The organism is Bacillus gobiensis (assembly GCF_001278705.1).
Classification (GTDB): Bacteria; Bacillota; Bacilli; order Bacillales; family Bacillaceae; genus Bacillus; species Bacillus gobiensis.
Genome location: NZ_CP012600.1, coordinates 1,449,294 through 1,474,488, shown reverse-complemented (window position 1 = coordinate 1,474,488; position 25,195 = coordinate 1,449,294). Strand labels below are relative to the sequence as shown.

Sequence of the window (25,195 nt, the reverse complement as noted above, 5' to 3'; positions counted from 1 at the left end):
CATGCTTAACAAAATTTATGACTGGGTTGATGAACGGCTGGATATCACTCCGTTATGGAGGGACCTTGCAGATCATGAAGTGCCTGAACACGTGAATCCGGCTCATCATTTTTCGGCATTTGTGTACTGCTTTGGCGGGCTGACCTTTTTTGTAACCGTTATCCAAGTTTTATCGGGCATGTTTTTGACCATGTATTATGTACCCGATATTCAAAATGCCTGGAAATCTGTTTATTATTTGCAAAATGAAGTAGCATTCGGCCAAATAGTGAGAGGAATGCATCATTGGGGAGCTAGTCTTGTCATTGTGATGATGTTTTTACATACGCTGAGAGTATTTTTCCAGGGAGCGTATAAGAAGCCAAGAGAATTAAATTGGATTGTCGGTGTGCTGATTTTTTTCGTCATGCTTGGACTTGGGTTTACCGGCTATTTGCTGCCTTGGGATATGAAAGCGCTTTTCGCGACGAAGGTAGGCTTGCAGATCGCTGAAGCAACTCCGTTGATTGGGACGCATATTAAGGTTCTTCTAGCGGGGCATTCAGAGATCGTCGGTGCCCAAACACTTACCCGTTTTTTTGCGATCCATGTCTTCTTCCTTCCTGCTGCATTATTTGGATTAATGGCTGCGCATTTTATCATGATTCGAAAACAAGGGATTTCTGGTCCATTGTAAACCGAATAGCAAAAGTAAAATCATGACAAGGAGGGGAAGGTATGCAAAGGGGCAAAGGGATGAAATTTGTCGGCGATTCACGAATTCCTGCAGAAAGAAAGGCGAATATACCGAAGGATTATTCAGAATACCCGGGAAAGACAGAGGCGTTTTGGCCCAATTTTTTATTGAAGGAATGGATGGTCGGCGCGGTTTTCTTAGTTGGCTTTCTTGTACTCACCATTGTTCACGCACCGCCGTTGGAGCGAATGGCAGACCCGACGGATACAGGATATATTCCGCTCCCTGACTGGTACTTTTTATTTTTATACCAACTATTAAAATATCAATATGCATCGGGACCATATACGGTAATTGGAGCGATTGTCATGCCGGGGATTGCATTTACGGCGCTTCTCTTGGCTCCTTTTTTAGACAGGGGAATAGCAAGAAGGCCCCATAAACGTCCGATTGCGACTGGAATGATGCTCCTGGCAGTTTTTGCGACTGTTGCTTTAACCTATGAATCGGTTGTTACCCATGATTGGGAAGCAGCAGAGCAGCAAGGAAAAATAACAGAGGAAGCAGATATCGACACGGAATCTGAGGGATATAAAATTTTTCAGGAGCAAGGCTGTATTTCTTGCCATGGGGATACGTTGCAGGGGGGAGGAGCAGGTCCTTCACTTGTAGAAACCGGATTATCTCCGGAAGAGGTGGCAAAAATAGCGAAAGACGGAAAAGGCAATATGCCTCCGGGTATCTTCAAAGGGTCGGATGAAGAGCTCGAAAAGCTCTCGAAATTCATCTCAGAAACGACAACCAAATAGTGACGCTTTTACGATTGTGTTTCTGCTTTTGTAGGGATATACTTTTTATAGACAAAGAAAGCTGGCGGCGGTCAGCTTTTTTTGTGACTCTTTATAAAGGCAGGATAGAAAAAAGTGAAAGATATTCAATACATATTTGGTACGAAACCAATTCTGTTGTTTCTCCTCGTCGTGAATTTTATCGGAACGTTATACGGCTATTACTGGTACGGGTCACAGCTCTCAGAAACCCCAGCCCGTTTTATCGTCTTTGTACCCGATAGTCCGACGGCCAGTTTGTTCTTTTTAATTGTTCTAATTGGTTTTTTGTTCAAGCACCATTGGTCTCTTTTCGAAGCGCTTGCGATCGTTACGTTGATGAAGTATGGGATATGGGCGGTAATCATGAATCTGCTGGTTCTCTTGACAACAGGAGATCTTCATTGGACGGGATACATGCTTATCGTTTCCCATTTTGCCATGGCTGTACAAGGAGTTCTTTATGCTCCTTATTACCGATTTAAGCTTTGGCATCTAGTGATCGCAGCGATATGGACGCTTCATAATGACTTCATCGATTATGTGTTCGGAATGATGCCCAATTATTCAGTGCTGACGGATTATATGCCGCAAATCGGCTATTTTACGTTTTGGCTGAGTGTCGTCTGTCTAATTACAGCTTATGCACTCGTGTTATCTCCTAAATCTTCGAAGCTTCAGCTGCCATAACGAACATTGATGGTCTAATCTTGTCCACACCTTCATACCTTTTAATGAAAACGGCTGGGGGGGACAGAAATGGACAGATGGCTGATTTGCGGAGTATTATCTTTCATATTAATTTTTCAAGCCTTCTCGATGGAAGCGAAAGCGGAAGAAGTAACATGGACAGAGTTAAATGATTTATCAGATACAGTTTTTCAATTAACAAGGCAGGATCGTTACGAAGAAGCTGTAAGAGTGCTCGGCTTCTTTGAAAAGCAATTTCAAGTTTTAGAAGAAAAAGGAGAGGTTCCGTCTGATCAGGCGCGGCAGATAAATGTGAATTACCGATTGGCAATTGATGCTTTATCAAATGAAGAAATTCCGACTGCTGACAAGGCGAGGGCGGCAACACAATTCAGACTGCTCCTTGATTCAGTTTATTCACGATACGAGCCGCTTTGGCTTTCATTTGAGGAGACTGTTTTTCATTCATTAGAAAAGATGAAGTCAGAAATAGAAAAAGGAGAGGATACCCGATTCCGCAAGACATGGAATGAATTTCTTTCTTTATACGGAACGATCTATCCGAGCATGAACGTTTCCGTTTCCGCTGCTGCCATAAAAGAGGTGGATAAACATATCGAAGCCATTGAACTGAGCGAGTTTACCGAGATGACAATGAGTACACAATTAGAACAAATGACAGTCCTGGAAGAGGATTTGATCGATGTATTTGAAAATAAAAAAGACGATTCGGATCCTTCGCTGTTTTGGGTGATGCTGACAACAGGCAGCACAATTATCTTGTCGTTAATCTATGTAGGATTTCGTAAGTACAGAGCAGAAACCAATAGAAAAAAAGAAAAGGTTAAAAAACCGGAAAAATAAAGGACATCGCGTGATATAGCGCAATGTCCTTTAACGGTTGATCGGATTTTTGTCACCATCCAACGTAAAGCCTTCTCCCATCACGTCATGGACATCGCTAACGGCTACAAAAGCATGCGGGTCAATCATCATAATTACACTTTTTAAGCGGACAATTTCATTTTTAGGAACGACACAATATAAGACATCTCTTTCTGATTGCGTATAAGCTCCCGATCCTTTTAAGATCGTAACACCCCGTTCCATTTCCTTCATAATCTTTGCGCGGATTTCCTCGTTTTTTTCAGAAATAATGGTTGCGCCTTTTGCAGCATATGCGCCTTCCTGCATGAAATCAATCACTCGTGTTCCAACAAATACTGCAACCAGCGTGTACATTGCTTCTTTATATGAAAGATAGGACAAAAGTGAAACTGTTATGACGCATGCATCAAATATAAACATCGCTTTTCCCATGCTTACGCCGTAATATTTATTAAGGAGCCGGACGATGATATCTACTCCACCGGTCGTTCCGCCATATCTGAAAATCATTCCGAGGCCGGACCCGATAAACACCCCGGAAAATAAGGCGGCAAGAGCCAGGTCGCCTTGGAGGGGAATATGAAACTGATACTGCTGGAAAAACCATAAAAATAGGGAGAGTCCGAATGTCCCGATAATTGTATAGATAAACACAGTACGACCTAACAGCTTCCAGCCGATAAAAAAAAGTGGTATATTCAATAGGAGATTGGATATTGACGGATCGAAATCAAATAAAAAATAGAGCAAGAGAGTGATTCCGGTAAATCCGCCTTCTGCCAGATTGTTTTGCATATTAAAATGAACAAGCCCGAATGCAAAAATCGCGGCTCCAATCAAAATAAAGCAAACGTTTTTCAGCTTTAATTCTGCCAGCACCATAGAAACCTCCAATCTATCTAGAAGATAATGTTACATATTATAGTTGATTGGCGGCGAAGTGGCAACGAGCCCGATAAGAAAATCATTTGTCAAATTGTACGGACTTAGCTAACATGAGAATGATGACAGGAGGTAGAGAGATGACCGAAAGCAAAACGATGAAAAGCATGCAGGAGGAAGTAGATGCATACATCGGGCAATTTAAAGAAGGTTATTTCAGTCCGCTGGCGATGATGGCGAGAATTACAGAAGAAACAGGAGAGCTTGCCCGCGAAATTAATCATCGCTACGGGGAAAAGCCGAAGAAAAAAAGTGAAACTGAAAAAGAAATTGAAGAAGAAATTGGTGATGTCTTATTTGTTATTATCTGCTTGGCGAACTCACTTGGCATTTCCTTAGAGGAGGCTCATGGCAAGGTCATGGAAAAATTTCAAACGAGAGATAAAAACAGATGGACGAAAAAGGAAGACAGCTAGGAGGAAACAAAATGGATACACAAACAATTAAAATTGTAATAGCCGGCCCAAGAGGCAGAATGGGGGAAGAAGCTGTAAAGCTTGTAGAGCGCACCCCGCACTTTCAGCTAGTCGGAGCGATTGACCATACATATAATCAAATGGAACTTTCAAAGGTGCTTTCAGGAGCTCCTGACGTTACGATTTATACAGATATAACAGAATGCTTTACTGAAACAGCTCCAGATGTACTTATTGACTTAACCACACCTGAGATCGGCAAAAAACATACGATTCAAGCTTTAGAGCATGGGGTTCGCCCTGTTGTGGGAACGACTGGTTTTTCCGATGAAGATTTAACCTATATTGGCAGGTTGACAGAGGAAAAAGGAATCGGAGCGATTATTGCGCCGAACTTCGCGCTGGGTGCCATTTTAATGATGAAGTTTTCACAAATGGCCGCTCACTATTTTAAAGATATCGAAATTATGGAGCTGCATCATGACCAAAAATTAGACGCTCCAAGCGGAACTGCTCTAAAAACAGCAGAAATGATCCACCAGGTGAGAGAACCGAAACCACAGGGACATCCGGATGAAAAAGAAACAGCAGAAGGAGCAAGAGGCGCAAACAGCGAGGGAGTTCGCATACACAGTGTACGACTTCCGGGATTAATCGCCCACCAAGAGGTATTATTTGGAGGTGAGGGCCAAACGTTGAAAATCAGGCACGATTCGTATAACCGCGCATCTTTTATGTCTGGCGTTAAATTGGCTGTTGAAGAAGTTATGAAAGTTGACCAGCTCATTTACGGGTTGGAACATATTATCGGATAACCGGGGGGAATAGAAATGAAAATCGCCTTAATCGCGCACGATCGCAAAAAACAGGATATGATACAGTTTACAACCGCCTATAAAGAAATTTTAAAGGATCATGACTTATTTGCAACGGGTACGACCGGAAAAAAAATTGAGGAAGCGACTGCTCTTCCTATCTACCGTTTTCAATCGGGGCCGCTTGGCGGAGATCAGCAAATCGGAGCATTGATTGCTGACAATAAAATGGATTTGGTGCTTTTCTTTCGTGATCCGTTAACTGCCCAGCCGCATGAACCGGACGTATCAGCGCTTATCCGCCTCTGTGACGTATACGCTGTACCGCTGGCGACTAATATGGGAACGGCAGAAATTTTAATCCGGTCATTAAACACTGATGCGTTCCAATTTCGGAACCTCGTAAAGGACAAAGAAGATTAACGGTTCATTTTTATAGCGGGGGCATGACATGAAAAAATTAAAAATCGGCATCACCTGTTATCCGACGGTTGGCGGATCAGGTGTTGTAGCAACCGAATTAGGAAAGCTGCTTGCTGAACGGGGGCATGAAATTCATTTTATTACATCTAGTGTACCTTTTCGGTTAAATAAAGCACACAGGAATATATATTTTCACGAGGTAGAAGTCAATCAATATGCAGTTTTTAAGCATGCCCCTTATGATCTGGCATTAGCAAGCAAGATGGCGGAAGTGGCAAAACGGGAGAAGCTTGACGTTCTGCATGCACATTATGCCATTCCTCATGCGATAAGCGCGTTTTTAGCAAAAGAGATGACCGGAGGCAAGCTGAAAATAGTAACGACCTTGCATGGAACAGACATAACCGTTTTGGGTTATGATTCATCGTTAAAGGAATTAATAAAGTTTGCGATTGAAGCTTCGGACCATGTGACGGCAGTGTCCGGCTCTCTGGTTGAACAAACATTTAAATTAATCCAACCTGTAAAAGAAATCGAAACCGTTTATAATTTTATTGATGAGCGGGAATACAACAAAGTTGATGCGAGCTACTTATTGGCTCAATACGGCATAGATCCCGATGAAAAAGTGATCATTCATGTTTCAAACTTTAGAAAAGTAAAACGGGTCGAGGATGTTATCCATGTGTTTCATCAGGTTGCAAGCAAAATAAAATCCAAGCTGCTGCTCGTCGGCGACGGACCGGAAATGTCTGCAGCCTGCCAGCTGGCTCATACGCTTGATATTGTCGATCGCGTGCTCTTTTTAGGGAAAAGAGAAAATTTGCAAGAATTATATTCAATCAGCGACCTTATGCTGCTTCTCTCTGAAAAAGAAAGCTTCGGATTGGTTTTACTTGAAGCAATGGCATGTGGTGTCCCGTGTATCGGGTCTAATGCAGGCGGCATTCCTGAAGTGATAAGGGATGGTGAATCAGGGTTCATTGTCGATGTTGGCGACCACAACTCAGCTGCACAAAAGGCGCTGCAGTTATTAACCAATGAAGAGCTTGCAGCTCAATTTATCCGGAGGTCATATCTAGCGTTGGAGAATGAATTTTCCTCCAAAAAGATCGTTGAGCAGTATGAACAAATTTATAATCGATTAATCGAACCGGAGTGAAGCTTATGGTTTTGGACGAAAAATTTCTCAACGCGGTCCCTCTACTTGAAAAACTGCATACTGAAGGGTTTCAAGCCTATTTTGTCGGCGGTTCGGTGAGGGATTTCCTCATGAACCGTCCGATTGGCGATATCGATATAGCAACGGATGCAAAGCCTGAAGAGATCGAAAGGCATTTCAAAAAAACGATTCATGTCGGAAAAGAGCACGGAACCATCATCGTCCTTCACAAAGGTGAGCCATATGAAGTTACCACCTTCCGAACAGAGGAAGGTTACTCTGATTTTAGAAGACCGGATAAAGTCTCCTTCATTCGTTCCCTAAAGGAAGACTTACAACGAAGGGATTTAACGATTAACAGCATGGCTATGACGAAGGATGGATCAATAATCGATTACTTCGGGGGCAGGAACGACATTCAGAAAAAAAGGATCCATACGGTAGGAAATCCATCTGAACGTTTCCATGAAGACGCTCTGCGCATGATGAGAGCATTGCGGTTTGTCAGCCAGTTAGGTTTTCACTTGTCTGAGGAAACTTGTGCTGCGATTAAGCGGGAAAAAGAATTGCTTTCTCATATCTCGATTGAGAGAAAGGCCATTGAAATGGAAAAAATGCTTTTTGGACCGTGGTGCGGACAAGCACTTTTATTGATGTTTTCTACCGGGCTGTCGACTATGCTGCCCGGCTTTCGAGCATGCAGCTCTCATCAAGCTGAAGCCATTTCCCGCTTTCCTTTTCATCATTTAAAATCAAAAGAAGAGTTATGGGCTGCGATCCTTTGTTTACTTGAAATTTCACCCGAATCATCCCAGGCATATTTAAGGCAGTGGAAGCTCTCTGCTAAGCTTTTCAACGATGCAGCTGCGATTCAAAAAAGCCAGCGTGCATCTTGGGATCGATTTAGCCTATATAAAACAGGGATGCATACTGCTCTTTCAGCTGAACGTATCAGAATGCTTCTTTCAGACAAGCAAATCGATCAGGAGCGGCTTCTTCAGCTTGAAGAGATTTATGAACATCTGCCTATCAAAAGTGTAAAGGAATTAGATATTGATGGAAATGAACTGATGCAGTTCCGGAAAAAAAAACCCGGCAAATGGATTGCCGAGGAGTTAGAAAAAATCGAAAAAGCCGTTATTACAGACGGTTTGGAAAATGGCAGAGAAGCCATAAAGGAGTGGCTTAAAACGTGCAATCAGGCATAAGAAATTCGTTATTGGCGCTTTTTTCAAAAGCGGGCAATGATTATGTATCAGGGCAAAAGATCAGTGAGGAATTAGGATGTTCCAGAACGGCCGTCTGGAAGCATGTTGAGAGCTTACGAAGCGAAGGGTATGAATTGGAAGCTGTAAGAAGATTAGGATATAGAATCGTCGCGAAACCGGATAAAATCAGTGAAAATGAAATCAGACTCGGGCTTGATACGAATATTCTCGGCCGTGAGATTCATTATAGAGATGTATTGCCTTCTACTAATATTAAAGCCCTTCAGCTGGCAGCAGAAGGAGCGGTGGAGGGGACACTGGTTGTCACTGATGAACAGACGTCAGGAAGAGGGCGGATGAACAGGACGTGGCATTCACCATCTGGAAAAGGGGTATGGATGAGCTTAATCCTGACACCTGATATTCCGGTTGCCAAGACTCCCCAGTTAACACTCCTTACAGCAGTAGCGGTTGCACAAGCTCTGGAAGAAGTAAGCAGCTTACAAATGCAAATTAAATGGCCGAACGATATTTTGTGTAACGGTAAAAAAATTGTCGGGATTTTAACAGAGCTGCAGGCGGAAGCTGATCGCGTAAGTTCCGTCATTGTTGGTATAGGCATAAATGTAAATCAAAGCCAAAGTGATTTTCCGACTGAAATCCAATCGATCGCATCCTCTCTGTCAATCGAGCAAAAAACCATGTTTGACAGGGCAAGAATCATCCAGACGATTCTAAAAAAATTCGAAGAACGATATCTGGAGTTTTTATCGGACGGTTTCAAATCGATTAAACCAATATGGGAAAGCTATGCCGCCATCCAGGGAAAAGAAATTACTGCCAGAACGCTGCAAGGATTGATTTCCGGCAAATCTTTAGGCATAGACGATGAGGGTGTCCTTTTGCTTGTAACAAAAGAAGGAGACATTAAGAAAATTTATTCGGCAGATATCGACCTCCGTACTTCTTAGTTGGAACTTCACTTTCTTTTTGATATACTTTCGGTTGGGCGGTATCCGATTATGGAGCTGCACCTTGTATTGACGAAATGTAAAAAAGCAGTCTGCCTTGATCCGAAAAAAGATGGACAGGGACAGAGGGATGAAACTCGTAGCCTTGATATAAAAGCCATTCCTTCTGTTTTATTTTTAATAAAATAGAAGGATTTTTGTTTTGATATGATTTCATCTCCTCTGATGCACAGGAGGAGGAACAAATGAAAAGCAAACTCGATTTTTTAAACATGAAGCGTGAATCTGAACCGATAGTGATGGTGACAGCCTATGACTATCCCTCAGCAAAGCAAGCTGAACAATCAGGTGTGGATATGATTTTGGTAGGAGATTCACTCGGCATGGTTGTTCTTGGACTGGAATCTACAGTGGCAGTAACCGTCGATGACATGATTCATCATACGAAAGCGGTAAAACGAGGAGCGAAACAGACATTTACCGTTACAGATATGCCTTTCATGTCATATCATTGTTCAAAGGAAGATACGATGAAAAACGCAGCTGCGATTATGCAGCGCGGAGGGGCAGATGCATTAAAGCTTGAAGGCGGCGGAAATGTTTTGGGAACCATTCAGCAATTGACTGACGGTGGAATTCCTGTTGTCGGCCATTTAGGTTTAACCCCTCAATCTGTCGGCGTTTTGGGCGGTTACAGAGTTCAAGGAAAAGATGAAAAAAGTGCAAAACAATTGCTAGAAGACAGTATCAACTGTGAAAAAGCTGGTGTGATCGCTCTTGTTTTAGAGTGTGTCCCGTATTTGCTGGCAAAAGAAATTGCGAATTCTCTTAGCATCCCTGTGATCGGAATAGGAGCTGGCAGTGGTGTAGACGGTCAGGTTCTCGTCTATCATGACCTGTTAGGGTACGGCGTTTCTAAGACAGCAAAATTTGTGAAGCAATATGAACAAATTGACCATTCAATTGAATCCGCACTTCGAAGCTACGTAAGTGATGTAAGGAACCGTTCATTTCCTGATTCGTCTCATTCTTACAAAATGGAGAAAGAAATCATCGAAAGGTTACATGGGGGAATTAAATCGTGATTCAAGTAATTAAAACCGCAGCAAAAATGAAAGAAGCATCAACTCATCTTAAAAAATCACAAAAGTCTGTTGGATATGTTCCGACGATGGGGTACCTGCATGAGGGGCATCTCTCTCTTGTTGAAAAGGCAAAACGAGAGAATGATATTGTCGTCATGAGCATTTTTGTCAATCCGCTCCAATTTGGTCCGGGTGAAGATTTCGATTCATATCCAAGGGATGTAAATAGAGATATACAGCTGGCTGAAGAAGCAGGTGTGGAGCTTTTGTTTCTTCCATCTGCAGCTGAAATGTACAGGGAAAATCATGCAGTGTCGGTTTCAGTCAATGGCCGCACGGATGTGCTTTGCGGAAGGACGAGGCCGGGCCATTTCGATGGGGTCGCAACAGTATTGACAAAATTGTTTTCCATCATTGCACCTGACAAAGCGTATTTTGGAATGAAGGATGCCCAGCAGGTTGCCGTAGTAGATGCTTTGATTCATGATTTCTTCATGGATGTGGAGCTGGTGGCCTCGAAAACGATTCGGGAAAAAGACGGCCTTGCTAAAAGCTCCCGGAACATCAACTTATCCCCAATAGAAAGAGATCAAGCACCTTATATTTACCAATCGCTGCAAGCGGGGGCAGCCATGATTGAACAAGGTGAGAGAGATCCAAAAGCAGTCATTTCTGCGGTCCTCGCGCACTTAGAAGCAGCAGGGGGAAATGTTGAATATGTGGAATGCTATTCTTATCCCGAATTGAAGAAGCAAGATGTTCTGTCTGGAAAAATCATCATCGCAGCGGCTGTAAAATACAGCAAAGCAAGATTAATTGATAATATTGTTTTGACCATTTCCTAAGGGAGGAAGCATACATGATTCGTACTGTAATGAACGCAAAGCTACATCGGGCAAGAGTGACCGAGGCTAATCTGGATTATGTCGGAAGCATTACTATCGACGAAGATCTCTTGGACTCTGTTGGAATGATTGCGAATGAAAAAGTTCAAATTGTAAATAACAATAATGGGGCAAGGCTGGAAACCTATATAATTCCGGGGGACCGCGGCAGCGGAATCATCTGTCTGAATGGTGCAGCAGCACGGCTCGTGCAAAAAAATGACATTGTCATTATCATTTCGTATGCGCAAATTTTTGAAGAGAAGCTGAAAGACCATCAGCCAAAGATCGCAATATTAGACGAAAATAATCAAATTGAGCAGCTTATTGCTAACGAGCCTGCACGGACTGTGTTGTAACCCCCTTCGACAAGGGGGTTTTCCTTCTTTTTTCTTAGATGAAGCAAGACTTGTCCAAGAAACCATGGTACACTTTTTTGGTACATAATAAATTTGAGGTGTCCGTTTGATGAACAACAAACGCTTTGTGGTACTGGACGTGGAAACGACCGGAAACTCCCCCAAAAAAGGAGATAAAATTATACAAATTGGTGCGGTGGTCATCGATGATTGGAAGATTTCAAAGCGAATCTCCTATTTTGTGAATCCCGGAAAAAAGATCCCGCCTTTTATAGAAAAACTTACTGGTATTAAAGATGAGACAGTCAAACACGAACGAAGTTTTTTGGAAATTGCGGATGAAGTGTATGACCTCCTCACTCAATCTTATTTTGTCGCTCATAACATTCATTTTGATACCAACTTTGTTAATAGTGAACTTAAAAACGCAGGGTATGACAAGCTCGATTGTATGGTGATCGATACAGTAGAGTTGGCAAGAATCCTGTTTCCTTCTTTTGGAGGCTATAAGCTGACCGAATTGAGCGAAGCGCTGCAAATCCATCATGAAAGCCCCCACCGGGCAGACAGTGATGCCGAGGTGACAAGTCGAATTTTTCTGGAAATGGTGAAGAAGCTAAAAAGCCTTCCCATTCCAACGTTAACAGAATTAAAACGCTTATCCTCACATTTAATTAGTGATTTGGAGCCCTTGCTCGATGACATTCTGCGGAAAAAAGATCCTGCGAAAGAAATAGATTATAAAATGGTGAAATCGATTGCCGTAAAAAAAGCTGAATCCGATGCTTTAAAGCGTGAACCTTCAGCAGCAGACCTCAAAACATTAAATGACATTTGTTTTGATTCTTTTTCCGCGGCAAATTTAGAGCGTAGAGAAGGTCAGCAGGAGATGATGAAAGAAGTTTACACCTCCTTTAATAATAACGAGCATTCTCTTATTGAAGCAGCTCCAGGTACCGGAAAAACACTTGGATATTTGCTGCCTGCCGTATTGTTTTCACGGGAGAAAGGGGTTCCGATCACGCTCAGTACATATACTACTCTTCTCCAGCAGCAGTTAGTGGAACACGACATTCCGAAGCTGAACGAATTGCTCGAAACGCCTGTCCGCACAGCTGTCTTGAAAGGCCGTTCACACTACTTGAACATTTACAAGCTGAACTATATCATGGAAGAAAAGGATTCAAATTATGATACAGTATTAACGATCGCACAGTTGCTTGTCTGGCTGCTGGAAACGTCAACAGGAGACGTTGAAGAGATCAATCTGCCTTCCGGCGGGAAACGGATTTGGGACAGGCTGAACTGTGAGGGCTTTTTATTTCAGACGAAAACAAACGATTGTTTTTATGAAAGTGCAAAAAAGAAAGCTCAAGCGGCCGATTTGGTTATTACGAATCATTCATTTTTGCTGGCGAATGAGAAGAACAAATCGGGAGCCGTTCCCGCCACCGGCTATGTAATCATAGATGAAGCCCATCACTTTGAAAAAGCGGCTTTGGATCACACCGGTACGAGAATCTCGTATCTTGATTTTCATGTAAAACGGATTCAAATGGGCTCGTTTAAAAATGGGGGCCTTTTGAAGAAGCTTCAGCAGCGTTTCGCTCGTTTTGGAATATCGGCAGAGCTTAAGTTTCAAATCGACGAATATCTTGAATTCATTCAGGAAGAATGCGATGTTTTTTTTAGTATGCTGCATTCATTTGTAAAAAAAAGAAAACCTATGGACGATGTCAATCGTCTAACCCTTAGATTAGAAACAAAACAGCGGAATGATATTGCAGGACAGGCTATGACAGAAGGAGCAAGAAGGCTTTGCTCAATGCTTTCTGAGCTTAACAGCCGATTTGAAGGACTTTTACGTCAAACAGAAGCAGTAAAAGGACAGCTGGATTTGAAAGGGTTATTTGTTTATCATGAATTTCGATCTTGCGTTGCCTATTTTTCTTGGCTGGAGCAAACGCTGCTGCAGATGTTTTTTACCGAAGACGCAAAACGGATAACCTGGATTGAAATCGACGCTAAAGGCGCGAAAAATGCCGTCAGCCTCTATGATCAGCCTCTTGAAATTGCTGAGAGAATTGCAGATCAGTTTTTTACGATGAAAAAAAGTGTGGTCCTGACTTCTGCGACACTTACTGTGGATCGGTCTTTTTCTTTCATGATCAAAAAATTAGGGCTAACTGATTTTTATCCACGGACGCTGCAAATCGAATCGCCATATTTATATAAAAAACACATGCGAATTCTCATTCCTGAGCACATGCCGCTTATTCATGAAACGGATCAGCAGCAATATGCCAAAATGACAGCTGAATACGTTTCGATTTTGGCCAAGCAAAATCGAGCGAAAATATTGGTGTTGTTCACCTCATATGAAATGGTGAGGGATGTTTACAATAAGTTAAAGCAATATGACACCTTAGATGGTGAGCTGCTAGGGCAAGGGATTACAGCCGGAAGTCCGGCAAAAGTGAAAAAGGCTTTTGCAGCTAGTGAAAAGGCAGTCTTGCTGGGGACAAGGCAGTACTGGGAAGGCGTTGATTTTCCAGGGAATGAGCTAACGACTGTGGTCATAGCCAGATTGCCTTTTTCTTCTCCGGGACAGCCTTTAGCAAAAGCGAGGTTTGATTACATTAAAAACAGGGGCGGCAATCCGTTTGAAGAGCTTTCGCTTCCAGAAGCGGTTGTTCTGTTCAAGCAGGGAATCGGCCGTTTGATTCGTTCAAGCAAAGATTCAGGAACGGTCGTCATTCTTGACCGGAGGATTTTAACATCCACTTACAGCCGGACGTTTATGAACGCACTTCCGCATTCTGCTGTCGAACAAATGACAAAAGATGAGCTTGAACGATATATAGATGAACTGAACGATTAAAAGCCGCATAAAGCGGCCGGTGGTGTGGATAGGAGATAATGGTTTATATAAACGGCTTTTACCGTCGTATATCTATCTTGCCCAATCCATAACACTCGTATGAATGTTAAATTTTTGCATGATTAAGGAGGAAAAATGCAAGTGAATTCAAAAATTGAAGTTCTATCTACTGTCACCATTCAGCACAGTGATGATTTGTATAAAATAGTTGACTTGTTAAACCGAACGTTAAAAAGAGAGGACTTAATGTTCGGACTGGCCTTAGACGATAATGACAAAGACCGGGCCATCTTTACAATCTATAGAACGTAGTGGTGATTATGGAAAAAAAATATTTATTTATTGTCCTGCCTCTTATTTTGCTTCTGGCTTTTGGAATTTTCGCAGGTACGGTGATTTACCAACCAGCAATGGCTCAAAAAGCTGAAGGGCATGATCAAGCAATCAATAAAGCAGAAGAAGCGGCTCATCTAACTAAGATTGACCAGGCACAGACGTTTGTCGGGAAAGAAAAACATTTTATTATTGAAGGTAAAAATGATAAAAATGAATCAGTGTATGTGTGGGTTCCAGATAATAAAAACCAAAAAATTATTTATAAAGCGATAAACGAAGGAATCACAGAAAAGCAGGCAGCAGATGTGCTTCGTGATGGGGGAGAAGCCAGAGACGTGATAGGTATACAGCTGGCGAGAGAAGGAGATGTTCTGCTTTGGGAAATTGCATATATGAATCAAGACAATCAATACACGTTAAGTTATGTAGATTTTTCAAACGGAAAAATTCATAAAACAATTACTCCTTGATATGCCCTAGCTGAATTGACCCTTATCGATCTGAAAAGGTATAATATAGTGAATCTTCAGGTTGGAGGGAGTTACGATGGGAAACTGCCATAATCCTTCCTGCCCACCCATGCATGATAAGAAATTGTGATTTTGCTTTGGAGGGAAATTGGTTGAAAACAACAATTAATCAAGTATATAAACATGTCGGCGAAGAGGTAACAATCGGTGCTTGGGTTGCCAACAAGAGGTCGAGCGGAAAGATTGCCTTTCTGCAGCTTAGAGATGGAACGGGATTCATCCAAGGAGTTGTCGTAAAGGCTGAAGTCGAAGAAAAGATTTTTCAAATAGCCAAATCGGCAACACAGGAAACTTCTCTTTATGTTCAAGGAGTTGTGAAGGAAGATGAAAGATCACCTCTCGGCTTTGAGCTCGCCGTGACAGGAATCGAAGTGATCAGTGAATCCATCGACTTTCCGATTACACCTAAGGAGCACGGAACAGAATTCCTGATGGACCACAGGCATCTTTGGCTTAGGAGCAGACGCCAGCACGCGGTCATGAAAATCCGCAATGAAATCATTCGTGCTACATATGAATTTTTTAATGAAAACGGCTTTGTGAAAGTAGACCCGCCAATTCTTACTGGAAGTGCGCCTGAAGGAACAACAGAGCTTTTTGCGACAAAGTATTTTGACGAGGACGCTTACCTTTCACAAAGCGGGCAGCTTTATATGGAAGCCGCCGCTATGGCATTAGGGAAAGTATTTTCCTTTGGCCCTACATTCCGGGCAGAAAAATCAAAAACAAGAAGGCACCTTATTGAATTTTGGATGATTGAACCGGAAATGGCATTTGTAGAATTCAAAGAAAATCTTGAGGTTCAAGAAAATTATGTGTCATTTGTTGTTCAAAGCGTGCTTGAGCGTTGCGAGATCGAATTAAAGACATTAGGCAGAGATACAAGCAAGCTTGAAAAAATTAAAGTTCCTTTCCCGCGAATTACGTATGATGAAGCTATTGAGTTTCTAAAAGAAAAAGGCTTCACTGATATTGAATGGGGGGAAGATTTCGGTTCCCCGCATGAAACAGCTATCGCCGAAAGCTATAACATGCCAGTCTTTATTACACACTATCCGACAAAGATTAAGCCGTTTTACATGCAGCCAAGCGCAGATCGCGAGGATGTCGTATTATGCGCAGACTTAATTGCGCCTGAAGGCTACGGAGAAATCATCGGCGGTTCGGAACGGATCCATGACATGGAATTGCTGGAGTCGCGATTGAAGGAGCACGGACTGGAATCAGATGCCTACAAATGGTACGCTGAACTCAGAAAATACGGTTCTGTCCCTCATTCAGGTTTCGGACTCGGTTTAGAACGGACGGTCGCCTGGCTGAGCGGGGTAGAGCACGTCAGGGAAACGATTCCGTTCCCTAGATTGCTCAACCGCTTATACCCTTAGGATTTAGAATTTTATTGCCTGTGAATGCTTGAAAAAAGTCTCCTTGTCTTAAAGGAGACTTTTTATCACTTAATACGATAAAGAAATGTATGAAGATGCTATACTTTATACAAAGAGGTGTACCACAATGAACAAAGCGCAATTTATTGAGATGCAGGAATTAGGATCAACCCAAATCCCTAACTTGCTGCTCATTCACTATCACAAATTAGGATTGAATGAGAAAGAATTTATTTTACTTTTAAAAATAAAAATGTACGTAGAAAAAGGCTTTTACTTTCCAACACCTGAAGAGCTCGCGAAGGAAATGACCATTTCCACAGACCAATGCACGTCGATGCTTCGTTCATTTATTCAAAAAGGCTGCCTCGATATTGAAGAGTGTGAAGAGCCAAATGGAATTAAATTTGAAAAGTATTCTTTGGAGCCTCTTTGGGGAAAATTATTTGATCTTGTGCAAATGGAAGAAAAACAACGATCAGCGGAGAAAGAGGAAGGTAGTCAAAAGAGCTTGTATTCCATTTTTGAAGAAGAGTTTGCGAGGCCTTTATCACCGTTAGAGGGTGAAACTTTGTCGATCTGGCTCGATCAGGACCATCATGGCCAAGAGATAATTAAACTCGCTCTGAGAGAAGCTGTATTATCAGGAAAGCTGAGCTTTCGCTACATCGATAGAATACTGTTTGAATGGAAAAAAAATAATATCCAATCTGTTGAACAGGTGAAAGCGCACAGCCAAAAATTCAGGCAGTCCAGAAAGCCGCATGTTAAAGAGGAATCCGAATATGTAAGGCAAGTTCCTTTTTACAATTGGCTTGAGAAATAAGAAAACAAGGTGACATTATGCTATCTAAAAAAGAAATTGAGTTTTGTTTACAAACCATTGGTGAGATGTTTCCTCATGCAGAATGCGAGCTGAAGCACACCAACCCATTTGAACTTGTTGTCGCAGTCGCTCTGTCTGCGCAATGTACTGATGCCCTCGTCAATAGAGTCACTGAGGGGCTGTTTCAAAAATACCGGACGCCGGAAGATTATGCAAACACGAGTACAGAAGAGCTTGAACAGGATATACGTTCTATTGGATTATACAGAAATAAAGCAAAAAATATAAAAAAATTGAGCGAAATGATCATCAATGAGTATGGCGGGGTAGTTCCCTCCGACAGGGACGAGCTCGTACGCCTTCCGGGAGTCGGCAGAAAAACGGCTAACGTAGTTGCATCTGTTGCCTTTGGAGTTCCGGCGATCGCAGTTGACACGCATGTCGAGCGAGTCAGCAAGCGTCTCGGCTTTTGCAGATGGAAGGATAGTGTTCTTGAAGTTGAAAAAACATTAATGAAAAAAATTCCGGTCGAGGATTGGTCTGTCAGCCATCACCGACTGATTTTCTTCGGACGCTATCATTGCAAGGCGCAAGCGCCAAAGTGTGGAGAATGTCCATTGCTTTCTTTATGCAGAGAAGGGCAAAAAAGGTTAAAAAAAGGGCTTGTGAAAGCGATATGAATGATTTAAAACAGTATGAACAAACTTTGCGGCAAATAGTCCTGAGCGATTCCGCCGATATCAAGATGCTGCTATTTGAAAATCCGCTTTATTATGAGAATCAAACAGATATAAAACCGTGGGAGCACCCATGTGAGTACGTGCCGTATTTATTTGATGTATGGAAAATGATCAAAGAAAAACTGCTTCCTGATTTTGATACGAGAAAATCAAGAGGGGATAAAGGGCTCATGCTCAAAGGGATGGTATGCTTAATAACTAGTTTTTACTGGATCCGGGGCACCCATTCAGAAACGTTTGATTGGGATGAGGTTTCTAATAAAGACTTTGCTGTTTCACCGATCAATTGGAAAGAAAGAGCGGAATATATTTTGCAAAAACCGAATCAATTCCCTGCGTTTGTCCAATTGGACGAGCTGTTTATCGAAATGGAAAAACAATTTTATAAATGGAAAGCCATGACGAATCGATAATTCTTGTCAAAAAAACCACTCATCACGAGTGGTTTTTTTATGCTAATCACTAGTATTAGAATTTTGATCACCTGGCAAAATGGTTTGATTTCCGTCCGCAGGCTGTTCTTCAGAAGGAGGAGTATTGCCACCTTGATTTCCGTCCGCAGGCTGCTCTTCAGGAGGAGGAGTATTGCCACCTTGATTTCCGTCTGCAGGCTGCTCTTCAGGAGGAGTATTGCCACCTTGATTTCCATCAGCTGGATTCCCATCATTTTGGCCTCCGTTATTGCCGTTGTTGCCATTTTGATTTGGATCGGGCTGTTGCCCACCAGGGTTATCCGGCTGCTCAGCTGGCGGATTGATCTCGCCATTTCCATCAGGTTTTTCTTCCGGCGGTTTTTCTCCAGGGATCTCAATCATCGTTGAAGCCGTGTCGCTTCGATTGTCACCCGAAATTGCTGTAACCTGGAAGCGATAGACAGATCCTGGCTGGACATTTGGAATTACGATACTTTTTTCACCGTTTTTTTGAATTTCTGCATAGCCGCCATCGTTAATAGACTGCTGTACCTCAAAGGTGGCGTCATCCTTTTCATGTGTCCAATTTAACGTCACACTCTTACTTGCTTCATCATATGAGACATTTAAGTTTTCTGGTTTGTTCGTTTTCTCATATTTTGTTGAAACCTGAGAAGGAGCTGATCCTTTTACAAAGTACTCAGTAATCCTCTGGCTCTCAGGAGTATATTCACTGGCCTTGACTGGCGGATTTGATCCTTTTTCAATATCGACGGCGACGACGCTGTCAGGCTTTTCAAATGAGCCGCTACCATCATCTACGTGAGTCATCAGCTGTTTAAATGCTTTTTTAGCAAGCTGCTGCTCAGAAGTGGTTAAATGAACTTTATTTTGGTCATTTTTCCCCATACCAGTCCAAATCGCCGCTGTATATTGCGGGCTATACCCGACAAACCATGAATCACGTGCTCCGCTTTTACTGATATTGTACTTTTGTCTTTCCTCTATCGAAAAGTTCGTTGTCCCTGTTTTCCCGGCAATATTGACGCCTGGGACTTGCGCTGCCCGCCCTGTACCTGTTTGCACGGCGGTTTGCAGCATATCAGAAATCATAAAGGCTGTGTAATCGCTCATTGCAGCCTCTGGTTCTGGCGTAAGGTCCATTTTCGTTCCATCATTAAATTCGACGGATGTTACGGCATGAGGCTCATTGTAATAGCCGTTGTTCCCAAAGGCACTATAGGCGCCCGCCATTTGCAGGGATGAGACTCCCGGATCCTTTTCGCCAAATCCACCGATACTGTATGACTCATATACATCTCCATTAAAATTAATTCCAAGCTTACCTGCAAACTCTTTCGCTTTATCCTTACCAACTTCTTGGAAGGCTTTTAAAGCAGGAATATTTCTTGACTGCGCAAGAGCTTCCCGCGCCGTCATCCAGCCTTTGTAACTATTGTCAAAGTTATTAATCGGAGTTCCATCATCATAAGAGTAAGGTTCGTCGTTAATTTGTTCATATGTTGACCATTTTTTGTTTTCAATAACAGGACCGTAATCAAGGATTGGTTTAATGCTCGAACCCGGCTGGCGTCTGGCGTCAGTCGCATAGTTGTATCCGCCGGCAGGGACGTTTCGTCCGGCTCCGATCGCACGGATTTCTCCGGTTTTCGTATCAAGCAAGGTGATACCTGCCTGCATACCCTCTGTGAAACTAAGAGAATCGCCATTTAGCATATCCTCCATATACGATTGTGCATCAGGATCCAAAGTAGTGTGGATTTTTAACCCGTCGGTCCCGACATCAACACCGGCTTTTGATTTCACTTCTTCGACAACTTGTTCAACAAAGGCGCTGTATTTATTTTCTTCCGTCTTTTTAGCGTAGGTTTCCTCGGAAACGAGTCCTTCTGTGACCGCAACACTTTTAGCTTTATCATATTCAGCCTTTGAAATAAAACCGTGCTGCTCCATTAATCCTAAGACAACATTTCTGCGTTGTTCGGCACGCTCAGGATTTTTAATCGGATTGTAATTATTCGGGCTTTGCGGCATGCCGGCAAGGACTGCTGCCTGTTCAACCGTCAAATCTTTTAAATCGGTTACTCCGAAAAACTCTTCCGCTGCTTTTCCAACTCCATATGCTCTCGGTGAAAAATAGATGCGGTTTAAATACATCTCGAGAATTTCATCTTTCGAATATTGCCTTTCAAGCTGTAAAGAAAGCCAAACTTCCTGCACTTTTCTTTTAAGCGTTTTTTCATGTGAAAGCAGTGAGTTTTTTACGACCTGCTGGGTAATGGTACTACCGCCTTCTGCACCAAAACCGCCGGTGACATTGGCTACTAGCGCGCCTCCGATTCGAATTGGATCGATCCCGTGATGGTCGTAAAATCTAGCATCTTCAGTCGCAAGAAACGCATTTTTTACTTGATCGGGAATATCATTTATCGAAACATAAGTCCGTTTTTCCGAGCCTATTTCGGCAATCTCTTTCCCGTTTTTATCATAAATTGTTGATGAATATGGTGTCTTCATTTTCTCCTCATCAAGAGAAGGGGAGTCGGAGACGAGAACAGCAAACGTAACCCCGCCTGCAACTGTCCCGATCACAAAAAGAATTAAAAGTGATAAAAGAACCTTTTTAAACAGACCATTTTTCGATTTCTTTTTTTTGTTGTTCTTTTGGTGTGACGGATTCGACCTGCTGTTTCCTTGCATGGCCTTTCTCCGTTCTTCACGGCTACTATATTGATCAGACATAACATCTCTACCTTTCATTAGCTAAGCGCATATTTTCCATACGCATTTTCCCCGAAAGTGTTAAGAAAAATATAAGGAATCAATAGCTTTAATATAATCAATTCGGGGTGAATAGCCAAGCTTGATAAGACAAGCCGATTGATCAAGCTCATCCTTGCGTATTGATTTTCTTCCATTATTTTCACAGCGTTCCCAAAAATAAAATAATTGTTCGGCTTTTAAAAGATAAACTTCGTTAAATGCGGAAATAATAACAAAGCAAATACCTCCATGGTCAACCACCTGTCTCATATGCTCGATTTGATGAGCATGAAAGTTTTTTAACGGAAAAGAGGTTTTGTTTTGGGTTTCTTTTGCTTCGAAATCAATGTATTTGCCTCGATAAATTCCGTTGTAATCCGTGGTGGAGGATTGCTTGAAATAGGCTTCCTTGATAACCGCAGCGCTTCGTCTCGGATAATCCACCTGAACAATTTGGACGGGAGTCGGCTTTTTATGAATAACCGCGATTTGCTTTTCTAAATAATATTGATTCGTTTCGTTTAAATCGTCTTCGAGGGTCATTCCGCGATTACTGAATGATTTTTCATTTTTTGTTTTCGCCGTGGCCGGTTTGGTTTGGCTCGGCACGTATTGTTTGCCGTTTGGATAGCGGATCATCCCAGACCTCCTAAAACAATCATTTATAACGGAAGTGGTGTACATGTTGTTAACTGCAAACTGCAGACACAAGGTTATACAGCAAATTAAGCAGCAAACGAGACGCCTTAATAAAGATAACATATCCCGAACGAATGCGTACAAAACATTTTATGATACCAATCCTGAGATCAAATGGGCCTTGCTGGCAAGCGCCGTATCTCGAAATGCCGGCTGGTCGATGACGGATCTGAAAGGCCGGTTGTTTCAAAAAGGCCTTACTTCTGATCAACAGACGTGGTTATTTACCACATACGAAAGATCAAACTGGCTGATCTTTTCCGATGCTTTTCCCCAGCTTTTGCTTTACAGCTATTCGAAACGCTGTGGTACCCCGCTTTTTTCTATGCTTGGTGCATTTGGTGTCTCAGCGTTTATGGAAACAGAGTGGCAGCTTTTTTGGCATGAAAAGGATAAAAAACGTCTCATGCATGCACTTATTATAAATGAACAAAATACGATTCAAAAACCAATTATACAAAATCATTGGCTAAAAAAGAATGTATTTGCAGCTTTTCCGTTTCTTATGAGTGATTATTTTCATTTTAACACAGTTATTTTCCCAACGATCGACGGCCGGCTGCTCGGTCTTTCTATAAATAATTTTACGAAGGCGGAAAAAAGGATTGCACTGGGTAAAAAGCTGGGAAAGCTGCTTTTTCATCCTGTCTATCATACATCATGCTACCAGTTTCTTGACTGTGTGCCGCATACTGGGTCAAGATATGACATGGAAAAAATGATGGGAAGAAAAATAAGATCGTCTCCTTTCCTCAGAACATGCTACCCCGTGGTCATCCATTCATTAGACGAAGAAAAGGACGATTGGTTTCGCAAAAATTCACAGGTGCGCCATTCCTTTAAAGAGGTGAATTTACCAGACCAAGTAGATTTGACAGAGTGGTATCAGCAAAAAAGAAGACAGCTTGCGGCATTGTTCGCAATAAAAGAATGGCTGTAGTAAGCAGGCAGCGAAAAAAAAGAAGCAAGGATTTCCCTGCTTCTTACGTTGAAGGACGGTTTGGGCCATTCAGCTTTTTGTCCCCTAGAGGACGCTTGTTTTCTTCTTTCTTCGGCTCTTTTTTTGTTTTCATGTCAACACCTCCCATACGGTTATTTTTGCCCAAATAAGCAGAATCATACGGCAGGCCTTGCGCGGAAGAGTTTTGCTGAATGATAAGTTCATTTGCCGATTTAGTACTAGTTTTGTCAAGCAGGAAGGAGAGTTACACCGGACAAAGAAATTAGAAGGCAACAAGAAAAAAGGAGGAGAGTGAATGAACGGATTTGTAAGTAAAGACAATGTCCTTCACATCCTGATGGAAATAGAAGAATCTGTAACTGAGATTGAGAAGAACATCGGCAGCCGCATGCTGATGAACAGAATAGAAAAAGAAGTAAAAATTGAAGCCGTCCTTGAACAAATAGATAAAGAATTGGATGAACTGGTTCTATGTATTGGTCAATCTGAAAAAATTGGCAGCGTGGTTCCTATTCCAAGTGAATTGTCAGTAAAATGTTTGTGAATTGTTGATTTCTTGCTTCTTTGATAGGATGTTCATTGAGGTGACGTGAAGTGAAAGAATCAGAAGTTCTAGAAGTTAACGATGAGATGCTCTGCCTGCTGAAGGAATCTGTCAGCCGCTATAATGAGCGGAAAGGCAAAGACATTCCCGTCGATTTTTATAAAGAAGTTCAGCCGGCAGTTCAAGAAAGTACGCAAATCATAGATACCTGGACCGAAAATGCCACACGGTATATCAGCGAAAAGCGTCCCAGATATCTCCATGTCAGCCAAATAGAAGCTGTAAAAGAAAATTTGAACGAAGTCGTGCTGCAATCTTTTTTTTGCAAAATTCACCTGAAGCGATTTAAAGACTTATCCGAATCGGTGCAGTACACGTTGAAAACATTAAAAGATTACGTAAAAGAAGGCAGCCGTTAATCCGCTGCCTTTCTTATGTTATTTAGTTTGATAAATAGGCGATTCGGCGCCTTCGGATTCCAGGTTTTTTAAATACACCCGGAACTCATGGAGCGTAAGATGGCCTTGCAAATATAAATGCCTAGAGAAATCCATAAGCTTGTTCAGATTATCAGTTTCGTACTTTTTTGTTTCAGCAAAAGAATGCCTGAGCTCTGCTAAGTTCATGTCTTTTCTCCCCCTTCATCCATCTTCCTTATATCTTACCAATAATACCAGTGCTTTTCTATAGTACATGCGTGCTTTGTTTTTTTAGAACATAGGCACCGAAACGTAAATTCGATCATAAACTAATCTAGTAGATCATTATTAACGGAAGGAGAGAGTTTAAAATTGAACAATAGGAGACAAACCCGATTATATCCGGAACAGCTTTATGGCTATGCTCCTTATCATTCTTCTGCCCAGCAATATCCGCATTATCCATCTGCTTACCAAACTCATTCACCAGGGGCAGCCCATAATCAATATCCAACTCAACCTCAAACACTGAGTCATATACCTTATTACGATGAGCCAAATTCATATCAAGGCATGCAACAGCTACCTTTATCCTATCCAAATCCATATCCGCAGCCAAGGCCAAATCAGCAGCAGCCTTCACAATTCATGAGCATCATGTCTCAATTCAAGAAATCAAACGGGCAATATGATTTTAATAAGCTGATGGATACGGCGGGCCAAATGATGAATACGGTCAATCAAATGGGATCATTAGCAAAGGGTTTTACAAGCTTTTTTAAATCGTAAAGCATGAATGGGAAGCATTCATGCTTTTGTTTTTTCAAAAGAAATGACCATCGTATTCTGATTTGGCCAGGAAGTACTCATTGATTCCTGGATGACAGGGTAAGGAAGCAAAATCGATTTTGCCATTGAAGATATTTTTTGATAATTGCTTTCCGAATGCTTTACCGTTTCCCTCATAGAAAGATGCAAATATCTCGATTTTACTTCAACGAGAATTTCTCCATTGACAAAAGAATCCGGAACATGCACATCCACGTAAAGGAATGTCTCGTCCTCTCTGATTTCTGTACTTGCCATGGCATTATTCAACTGGTTGGACACAATATTTTGAAATCCATTTAATAATTCGTGAAACGGGGATGAATAAAAGAAATCCTCAACAGCCTTTGACAAGTAATTGCCTAGCTTTTGCACATCTTTTTGGCTATTTTCATTTTTATCCTGACTCATCTTCAGACTCCTTTAGCTGAATTTTTATATAGCCTATGCAGAAAAAGGAAATAAGGTTATAAATTGAGGAAGCTCTCGATATATGATTAAAT

Annotated in this window: 30 protein-coding genes; 24 read left to right on the top strand and 6 right to left on the bottom strand. The window is 41.9% G+C overall.

The genetic code is table 11. The annotated features are described in order from the left end of the window. Position 1: 1 nt before the first annotated feature. From qcrB to ypjB, 4 genes are all read left to right on the top strand, one after another. Positions 2-676 (top strand): menaquinol-cytochrome c reductase cytochrome b subunit, encoded by a 675-nt coding sequence (gene qcrB / locus AM592_RS07185; protein ID WP_053603157.1) that lies wholly within the window; start codon positions 2-4, stop codon positions 674-676. Positions 677-717: 41 nt separating this feature from the next. After that, positions 718-1,485, top strand: a complete 768-nt coding sequence (locus AM592_RS07180) for a menaquinol-cytochrome c reductase cytochrome b/c subunit (RefSeq protein ID WP_053603156.1) — start codon at positions 718-720, stop codon at positions 1,483-1,485. A gap of 114 nt (positions 1,486-1,599) precedes the next feature. Next, entirely contained in the window at positions 1,600-2,193 is a 594-nt protein-coding gene (locus AM592_RS07175; RefSeq protein ID WP_053603155.1) for a lipoprotein heptaprenylglyceryl N-acetyltransferase LhaT, read from the top strand. A gap of 69 nt (positions 2,194-2,262) precedes the next feature. Beyond that, on the top strand, positions 2,263-3,057 hold the full coding sequence (ypjB, locus tag AM592_RS07170; RefSeq protein WP_082363829.1) for a sporulation protein YpjB: 795 nt from the start codon (positions 2,263-2,265) through the stop codon (positions 3,055-3,057). A gap of 30 nt (positions 3,058-3,087) precedes the next feature. On the opposite strand, the gene AM592_RS07165 is transcribed toward ypjB, so the two are convergent. Beyond that, positions 3,088-3,960 carry a YitT family protein gene (locus AM592_RS07165; protein ID WP_053606018.1) on the bottom strand — a complete coding sequence of 291 codons (873 nt, stop codon included), beginning with the start codon at positions 3,958-3,960 and terminating at the stop codon, positions 3,088-3,090. 143 nt (positions 3,961-4,103) lie between these two features. On the opposite strand from AM592_RS07165, the gene AM592_RS07160 reads away from it, so the two are divergent. The 16 genes from AM592_RS07160 (at position 4,104) to AM592_RS07090 (ending at position 18,457) form a co-directional block, all read left to right on the top strand. Next, entirely contained in the window at positions 4,104-4,439 is a 336-nt protein-coding gene (locus AM592_RS07160) for a nucleotide pyrophosphohydrolase (RefSeq protein WP_053603154.1), read from the top strand. A gap of 11 nt (positions 4,440-4,450) precedes the next feature. After that, complete coding sequence (gene dapB / locus AM592_RS07155; protein WP_053603153.1) at positions 4,451-5,254, top strand: 4-hydroxy-tetrahydrodipicolinate reductase; 804 nt, start codon at positions 4,451-4,453, stop codon at positions 5,252-5,254. 15 nt (positions 5,255-5,269) lie between these two features. Beyond that, positions 5,270-5,677 (top strand): methylglyoxal synthase, encoded by a 408-nt coding sequence (mgsA, locus tag AM592_RS07150; RefSeq protein ID WP_053603152.1) that lies wholly within the window; start codon positions 5,270-5,272, stop codon positions 5,675-5,677. A gap of 28 nt (positions 5,678-5,705) precedes the next feature. Continuing rightward, a complete protein-coding gene (bshA, locus tag AM592_RS07145; RefSeq protein WP_053603151.1) occupies positions 5,706-6,839 on the top strand; it encodes an N-acetyl-alpha-D-glucosaminyl L-malate synthase BshA in 1,134 nt (377 codons plus the stop codon). Positions 6,840-6,850: 11 nt separating this feature from the next. Next, positions 6,851-8,047 carry a CCA tRNA nucleotidyltransferase gene (locus AM592_RS07140; RefSeq protein ID WP_053606017.1) on the top strand — a complete coding sequence of 399 codons (1,197 nt, stop codon included), beginning with the start codon at positions 6,851-6,853 and terminating at the stop codon, positions 8,045-8,047. After that, positions 8,032-9,018: a biotin--[acetyl-CoA-carboxylase] ligase gene (locus tag AM592_RS07135; RefSeq protein WP_053603150.1), complete on the top strand. Its 987-nt coding sequence runs from the start codon at positions 8,032-8,034 to the stop codon at positions 9,016-9,018. Before AM592_RS07140 ends, AM592_RS07135 begins: the two co-directional genes overlap by 16 nt. A 245-nt stretch (positions 9,019-9,263) precedes the next feature. Then, complete coding sequence (panB, locus tag AM592_RS07130; protein WP_053603149.1) at positions 9,264-10,103, top strand: 3-methyl-2-oxobutanoate hydroxymethyltransferase; 840 nt, start codon at positions 9,264-9,266, stop codon at positions 10,101-10,103. Beyond that, positions 10,100-10,948 carry a pantoate--beta-alanine ligase gene (gene panC / locus AM592_RS07125; RefSeq protein WP_098945207.1) on the top strand — a complete coding sequence of 283 codons (849 nt, stop codon included), beginning with the start codon at positions 10,100-10,102 and terminating at the stop codon, positions 10,946-10,948. The genes panB and panC overlap by 4 nt, the downstream gene beginning before the upstream one ends. A gap of 14 nt (positions 10,949-10,962) precedes the next feature. Then, positions 10,963-11,346, top strand: coding sequence for an aspartate 1-decarboxylase (gene panD / locus AM592_RS07120; protein WP_053603148.1), 384 nt, complete (start codon positions 10,963-10,965; stop codon positions 11,344-11,346). A gap of 109 nt (positions 11,347-11,455) precedes the next feature. Next, positions 11,456-14,227 carry an ATP-dependent DNA helicase DinG gene (dinG, locus tag AM592_RS07115; protein WP_053603147.1) on the top strand — a complete coding sequence of 924 codons (2,772 nt, stop codon included), beginning with the start codon at positions 11,456-11,458 and terminating at the stop codon, positions 14,225-14,227. 141 nt (positions 14,228-14,368) lie between these two features. After that, positions 14,369-14,539, top strand: coding sequence for a YpmA family protein (locus AM592_RS23195; protein WP_082364332.1), 171 nt, complete (start codon positions 14,369-14,371; stop codon positions 14,537-14,539). An 8-nt stretch (positions 14,540-14,547) separates the two neighbouring features. Then, entirely contained in the window at positions 14,548-15,033 is a 486-nt protein-coding gene (gene tseB / locus AM592_RS07110; protein ID WP_053603146.1) for a cell wall elongation/penicillin-binding protein regulator TseB, read from the top strand. Positions 15,034-15,185: 152 nt separating this feature from the next. After that, positions 15,186-16,478, top strand: coding sequence for an asparagine--tRNA ligase (gene asnS, locus AM592_RS07105; RefSeq protein ID WP_053603145.1), 1,293 nt, complete (start codon positions 15,186-15,188; stop codon positions 16,476-16,478). Between the two features lie 127 nt (positions 16,479-16,605). After that, positions 16,606-17,304, top strand: coding sequence for a DnaD domain-containing protein (locus tag AM592_RS07100; RefSeq protein ID WP_053603144.1), 699 nt, complete (start codon positions 16,606-16,608; stop codon positions 17,302-17,304). Positions 17,305-17,321: 17 nt separating this feature from the next. Continuing rightward, complete coding sequence (gene nth / locus AM592_RS07095; RefSeq protein WP_053603143.1) at positions 17,322-17,984, top strand: endonuclease III; 663 nt, start codon at positions 17,322-17,324, stop codon at positions 17,982-17,984. Next, on the top strand, positions 17,981-18,457 hold the full coding sequence (locus tag AM592_RS07090; protein ID WP_053603142.1) for a YpoC family protein: 477 nt from the start codon (positions 17,981-17,983) through the stop codon (positions 18,455-18,457). The genes nth and AM592_RS07090 overlap by 4 nt, the downstream gene beginning before the upstream one ends. A gap of 42 nt (positions 18,458-18,499) precedes the next feature. Here AM592_RS07090 and AM592_RS07085 read toward each other — a convergent pair whose 3' ends face one another. Then, complete coding sequence (locus AM592_RS07085) at positions 18,500-21,220, bottom strand: PBP1A family penicillin-binding protein (RefSeq protein ID WP_082363826.1); 2,721 nt, start codon at positions 21,218-21,220, stop codon at positions 18,500-18,502. A gap of 60 nt (positions 21,221-21,280) precedes the next feature. After that, positions 21,281-21,880 (bottom strand): Holliday junction resolvase RecU, encoded by a 600-nt coding sequence (gene recU, locus AM592_RS07080; protein WP_053603140.1) that lies wholly within the window; start codon positions 21,878-21,880, stop codon positions 21,281-21,283. A gap of 43 nt (positions 21,881-21,923) precedes the next feature. Between recU and AM592_RS07075 the strand changes: the two genes are divergently transcribed. Continuing rightward, on the top strand, positions 21,924-22,880 hold the full coding sequence (locus AM592_RS07075) for a DUF2515 domain-containing protein (protein WP_053603139.1): 957 nt from the start codon (positions 21,924-21,926) through the stop codon (positions 22,878-22,880). Positions 22,881-22,923: 43 nt separating this feature from the next. Here the strand turns inward: AM592_RS07075 and AM592_RS24335 are convergent, their stop codons facing one another. Continuing rightward, positions 22,924-23,013, bottom strand: coding sequence for a spore protein (locus AM592_RS24335; RefSeq protein ID WP_225970339.1), 90 nt, complete (start codon positions 23,011-23,013; stop codon positions 22,924-22,926). 183 nt (positions 23,014-23,196) lie between these two features. On the opposite strand from AM592_RS24335, the gene AM592_RS07070 reads away from it, so the two are divergent. Beyond that, the gene (locus AM592_RS07070; RefSeq protein WP_053603138.1) at positions 23,197-23,445 is read left to right on the top strand and encodes a YppD family protein; all 249 of its coding nucleotides are present in this window, start codon (positions 23,197-23,199) and stop codon (positions 23,443-23,445) included. A gap of 50 nt (positions 23,446-23,495) precedes the next feature. Further along, positions 23,496-23,864: a YppE family protein gene (locus tag AM592_RS07065; RefSeq protein ID WP_053603137.1), complete on the top strand. Its 369-nt coding sequence runs from the start codon at positions 23,496-23,498 to the stop codon at positions 23,862-23,864. An 18-nt stretch (positions 23,865-23,882) separates the two neighbouring features. On the opposite strand, the gene yppF is transcribed toward AM592_RS07065, so the two are convergent. Next, on the bottom strand, positions 23,883-24,071 hold the full coding sequence (yppF, locus tag AM592_RS07060; RefSeq protein WP_053603136.1) for a YppF family protein: 189 nt from the start codon (positions 24,069-24,071) through the stop codon (positions 23,883-23,885). A gap of 165 nt (positions 24,072-24,236) precedes the next feature. Here yppF and AM592_RS23190 point away from each other — a divergent pair, with 165 nt between their 5' ends. Further along, the gene (locus AM592_RS23190) at positions 24,237-24,653 is read left to right on the top strand and encodes a YppG family protein (protein ID WP_082363824.1); all 417 of its coding nucleotides are present in this window, start codon (positions 24,237-24,239) and stop codon (positions 24,651-24,653) included. An 18-nt stretch (positions 24,654-24,671) separates the two neighbouring features. Here the strand turns inward: AM592_RS23190 and AM592_RS07050 are convergent, their stop codons facing one another. Continuing rightward, the gene (locus AM592_RS07050) at positions 24,672-25,103 is read right to left on the bottom strand and encodes a hypothetical protein (RefSeq protein ID WP_053603135.1); all 432 of its coding nucleotides are present in this window, start codon (positions 25,101-25,103) and stop codon (positions 24,672-24,674) included. Between the last annotated feature and the right edge of the window lie 92 nt (positions 25,104-25,195).

Coding starts and splice junctions, on each gene's coding strand:
- qcrB (WP_053603157.1), top strand. CDS start 2: ATGCTTAACAAAATTTATGACTGGGTTGATGAACGGCTGGATATCACT.
- AM592_RS07180 (WP_053603156.1), top strand. CDS start 718: ATGCAAAGGGGCAAAGGGATGAAATTTGTCGGCGATTCACGAATTCCT.
- ypjB (WP_082363829.1), top strand. CDS start 2,263: ATGGACAGATGGCTGATTTGCGGAGTATTATCTTTCATATTAATTTTT.
- AM592_RS07160 (WP_053603154.1), top strand. CDS start 4,104: ATGACCGAAAGCAAAACGATGAAAAGCATGCAGGAGGAAGTAGATGCA.
- dapB (WP_053603153.1), top strand. CDS start 4,451: ATGGATACACAAACAATTAAAATTGTAATAGCCGGCCCAAGAGGCAGA.
- mgsA (WP_053603152.1), top strand. CDS start 5,270: ATGAAAATCGCCTTAATCGCGCACGATCGCAAAAAACAGGATATGATA.
- bshA (WP_053603151.1), top strand. CDS start 5,706: ATGAAAAAATTAAAAATCGGCATCACCTGTTATCCGACGGTTGGCGGA.
- panB (WP_053603149.1), top strand. CDS start 9,264: ATGAAAAGCAAACTCGATTTTTTAAACATGAAGCGTGAATCTGAACCG.
- panD (WP_053603148.1), top strand. CDS start 10,963: ATGATTCGTACTGTAATGAACGCAAAGCTACATCGGGCAAGAGTGACC.
- dinG (WP_053603147.1), top strand. CDS start 11,456: ATGAACAACAAACGCTTTGTGGTACTGGACGTGGAAACGACCGGAAAC.
- tseB (WP_053603146.1), top strand. CDS start 14,548: ATGGAAAAAAAATATTTATTTATTGTCCTGCCTCTTATTTTGCTTCTG.
- AM592_RS07100 (WP_053603144.1), top strand. CDS start 16,606: ATGAACAAAGCGCAATTTATTGAGATGCAGGAATTAGGATCAACCCAA.
- nth (WP_053603143.1), top strand. CDS start 17,322: ATGCTATCTAAAAAAGAAATTGAGTTTTGTTTACAAACCATTGGTGAG.
- AM592_RS07090 (WP_053603142.1), top strand. CDS start 17,981: ATGAATGATTTAAAACAGTATGAACAAACTTTGCGGCAAATAGTCCTG.
- AM592_RS07085 (WP_082363826.1), bottom strand. CDS start 21,220: ATGTCTGATCAATATAGTAGCCGTGAAGAACGGAGAAAGGCCATGCAA.
- recU (WP_053603140.1), bottom strand. CDS start 21,880: ATGATCCGCTATCCAAACGGCAAACAATACGTGCCGAGCCAAACCAAA.
- AM592_RS07075 (WP_053603139.1), top strand. CDS start 21,924: ATGTTGTTAACTGCAAACTGCAGACACAAGGTTATACAGCAAATTAAG.
- AM592_RS24335 (WP_225970339.1), bottom strand. CDS start 23,013: ATGAAAACAAAAAAAGAGCCGAAGAAAGAAGAAAACAAGCGTCCTCTA.
- AM592_RS07070 (WP_053603138.1), top strand. CDS start 23,197: ATGAACGGATTTGTAAGTAAAGACAATGTCCTTCACATCCTGATGGAA.
- yppF (WP_053603136.1), bottom strand. CDS start 24,071: ATGAACTTAGCAGAGCTCAGGCATTCTTTTGCTGAAACAAAAAAGTAC.
- AM592_RS07050 (WP_053603135.1), bottom strand. CDS start 25,103: ATGAGTCAGGATAAAAATGAAAATAGCCAAAAAGATGTGCAAAAGCTA.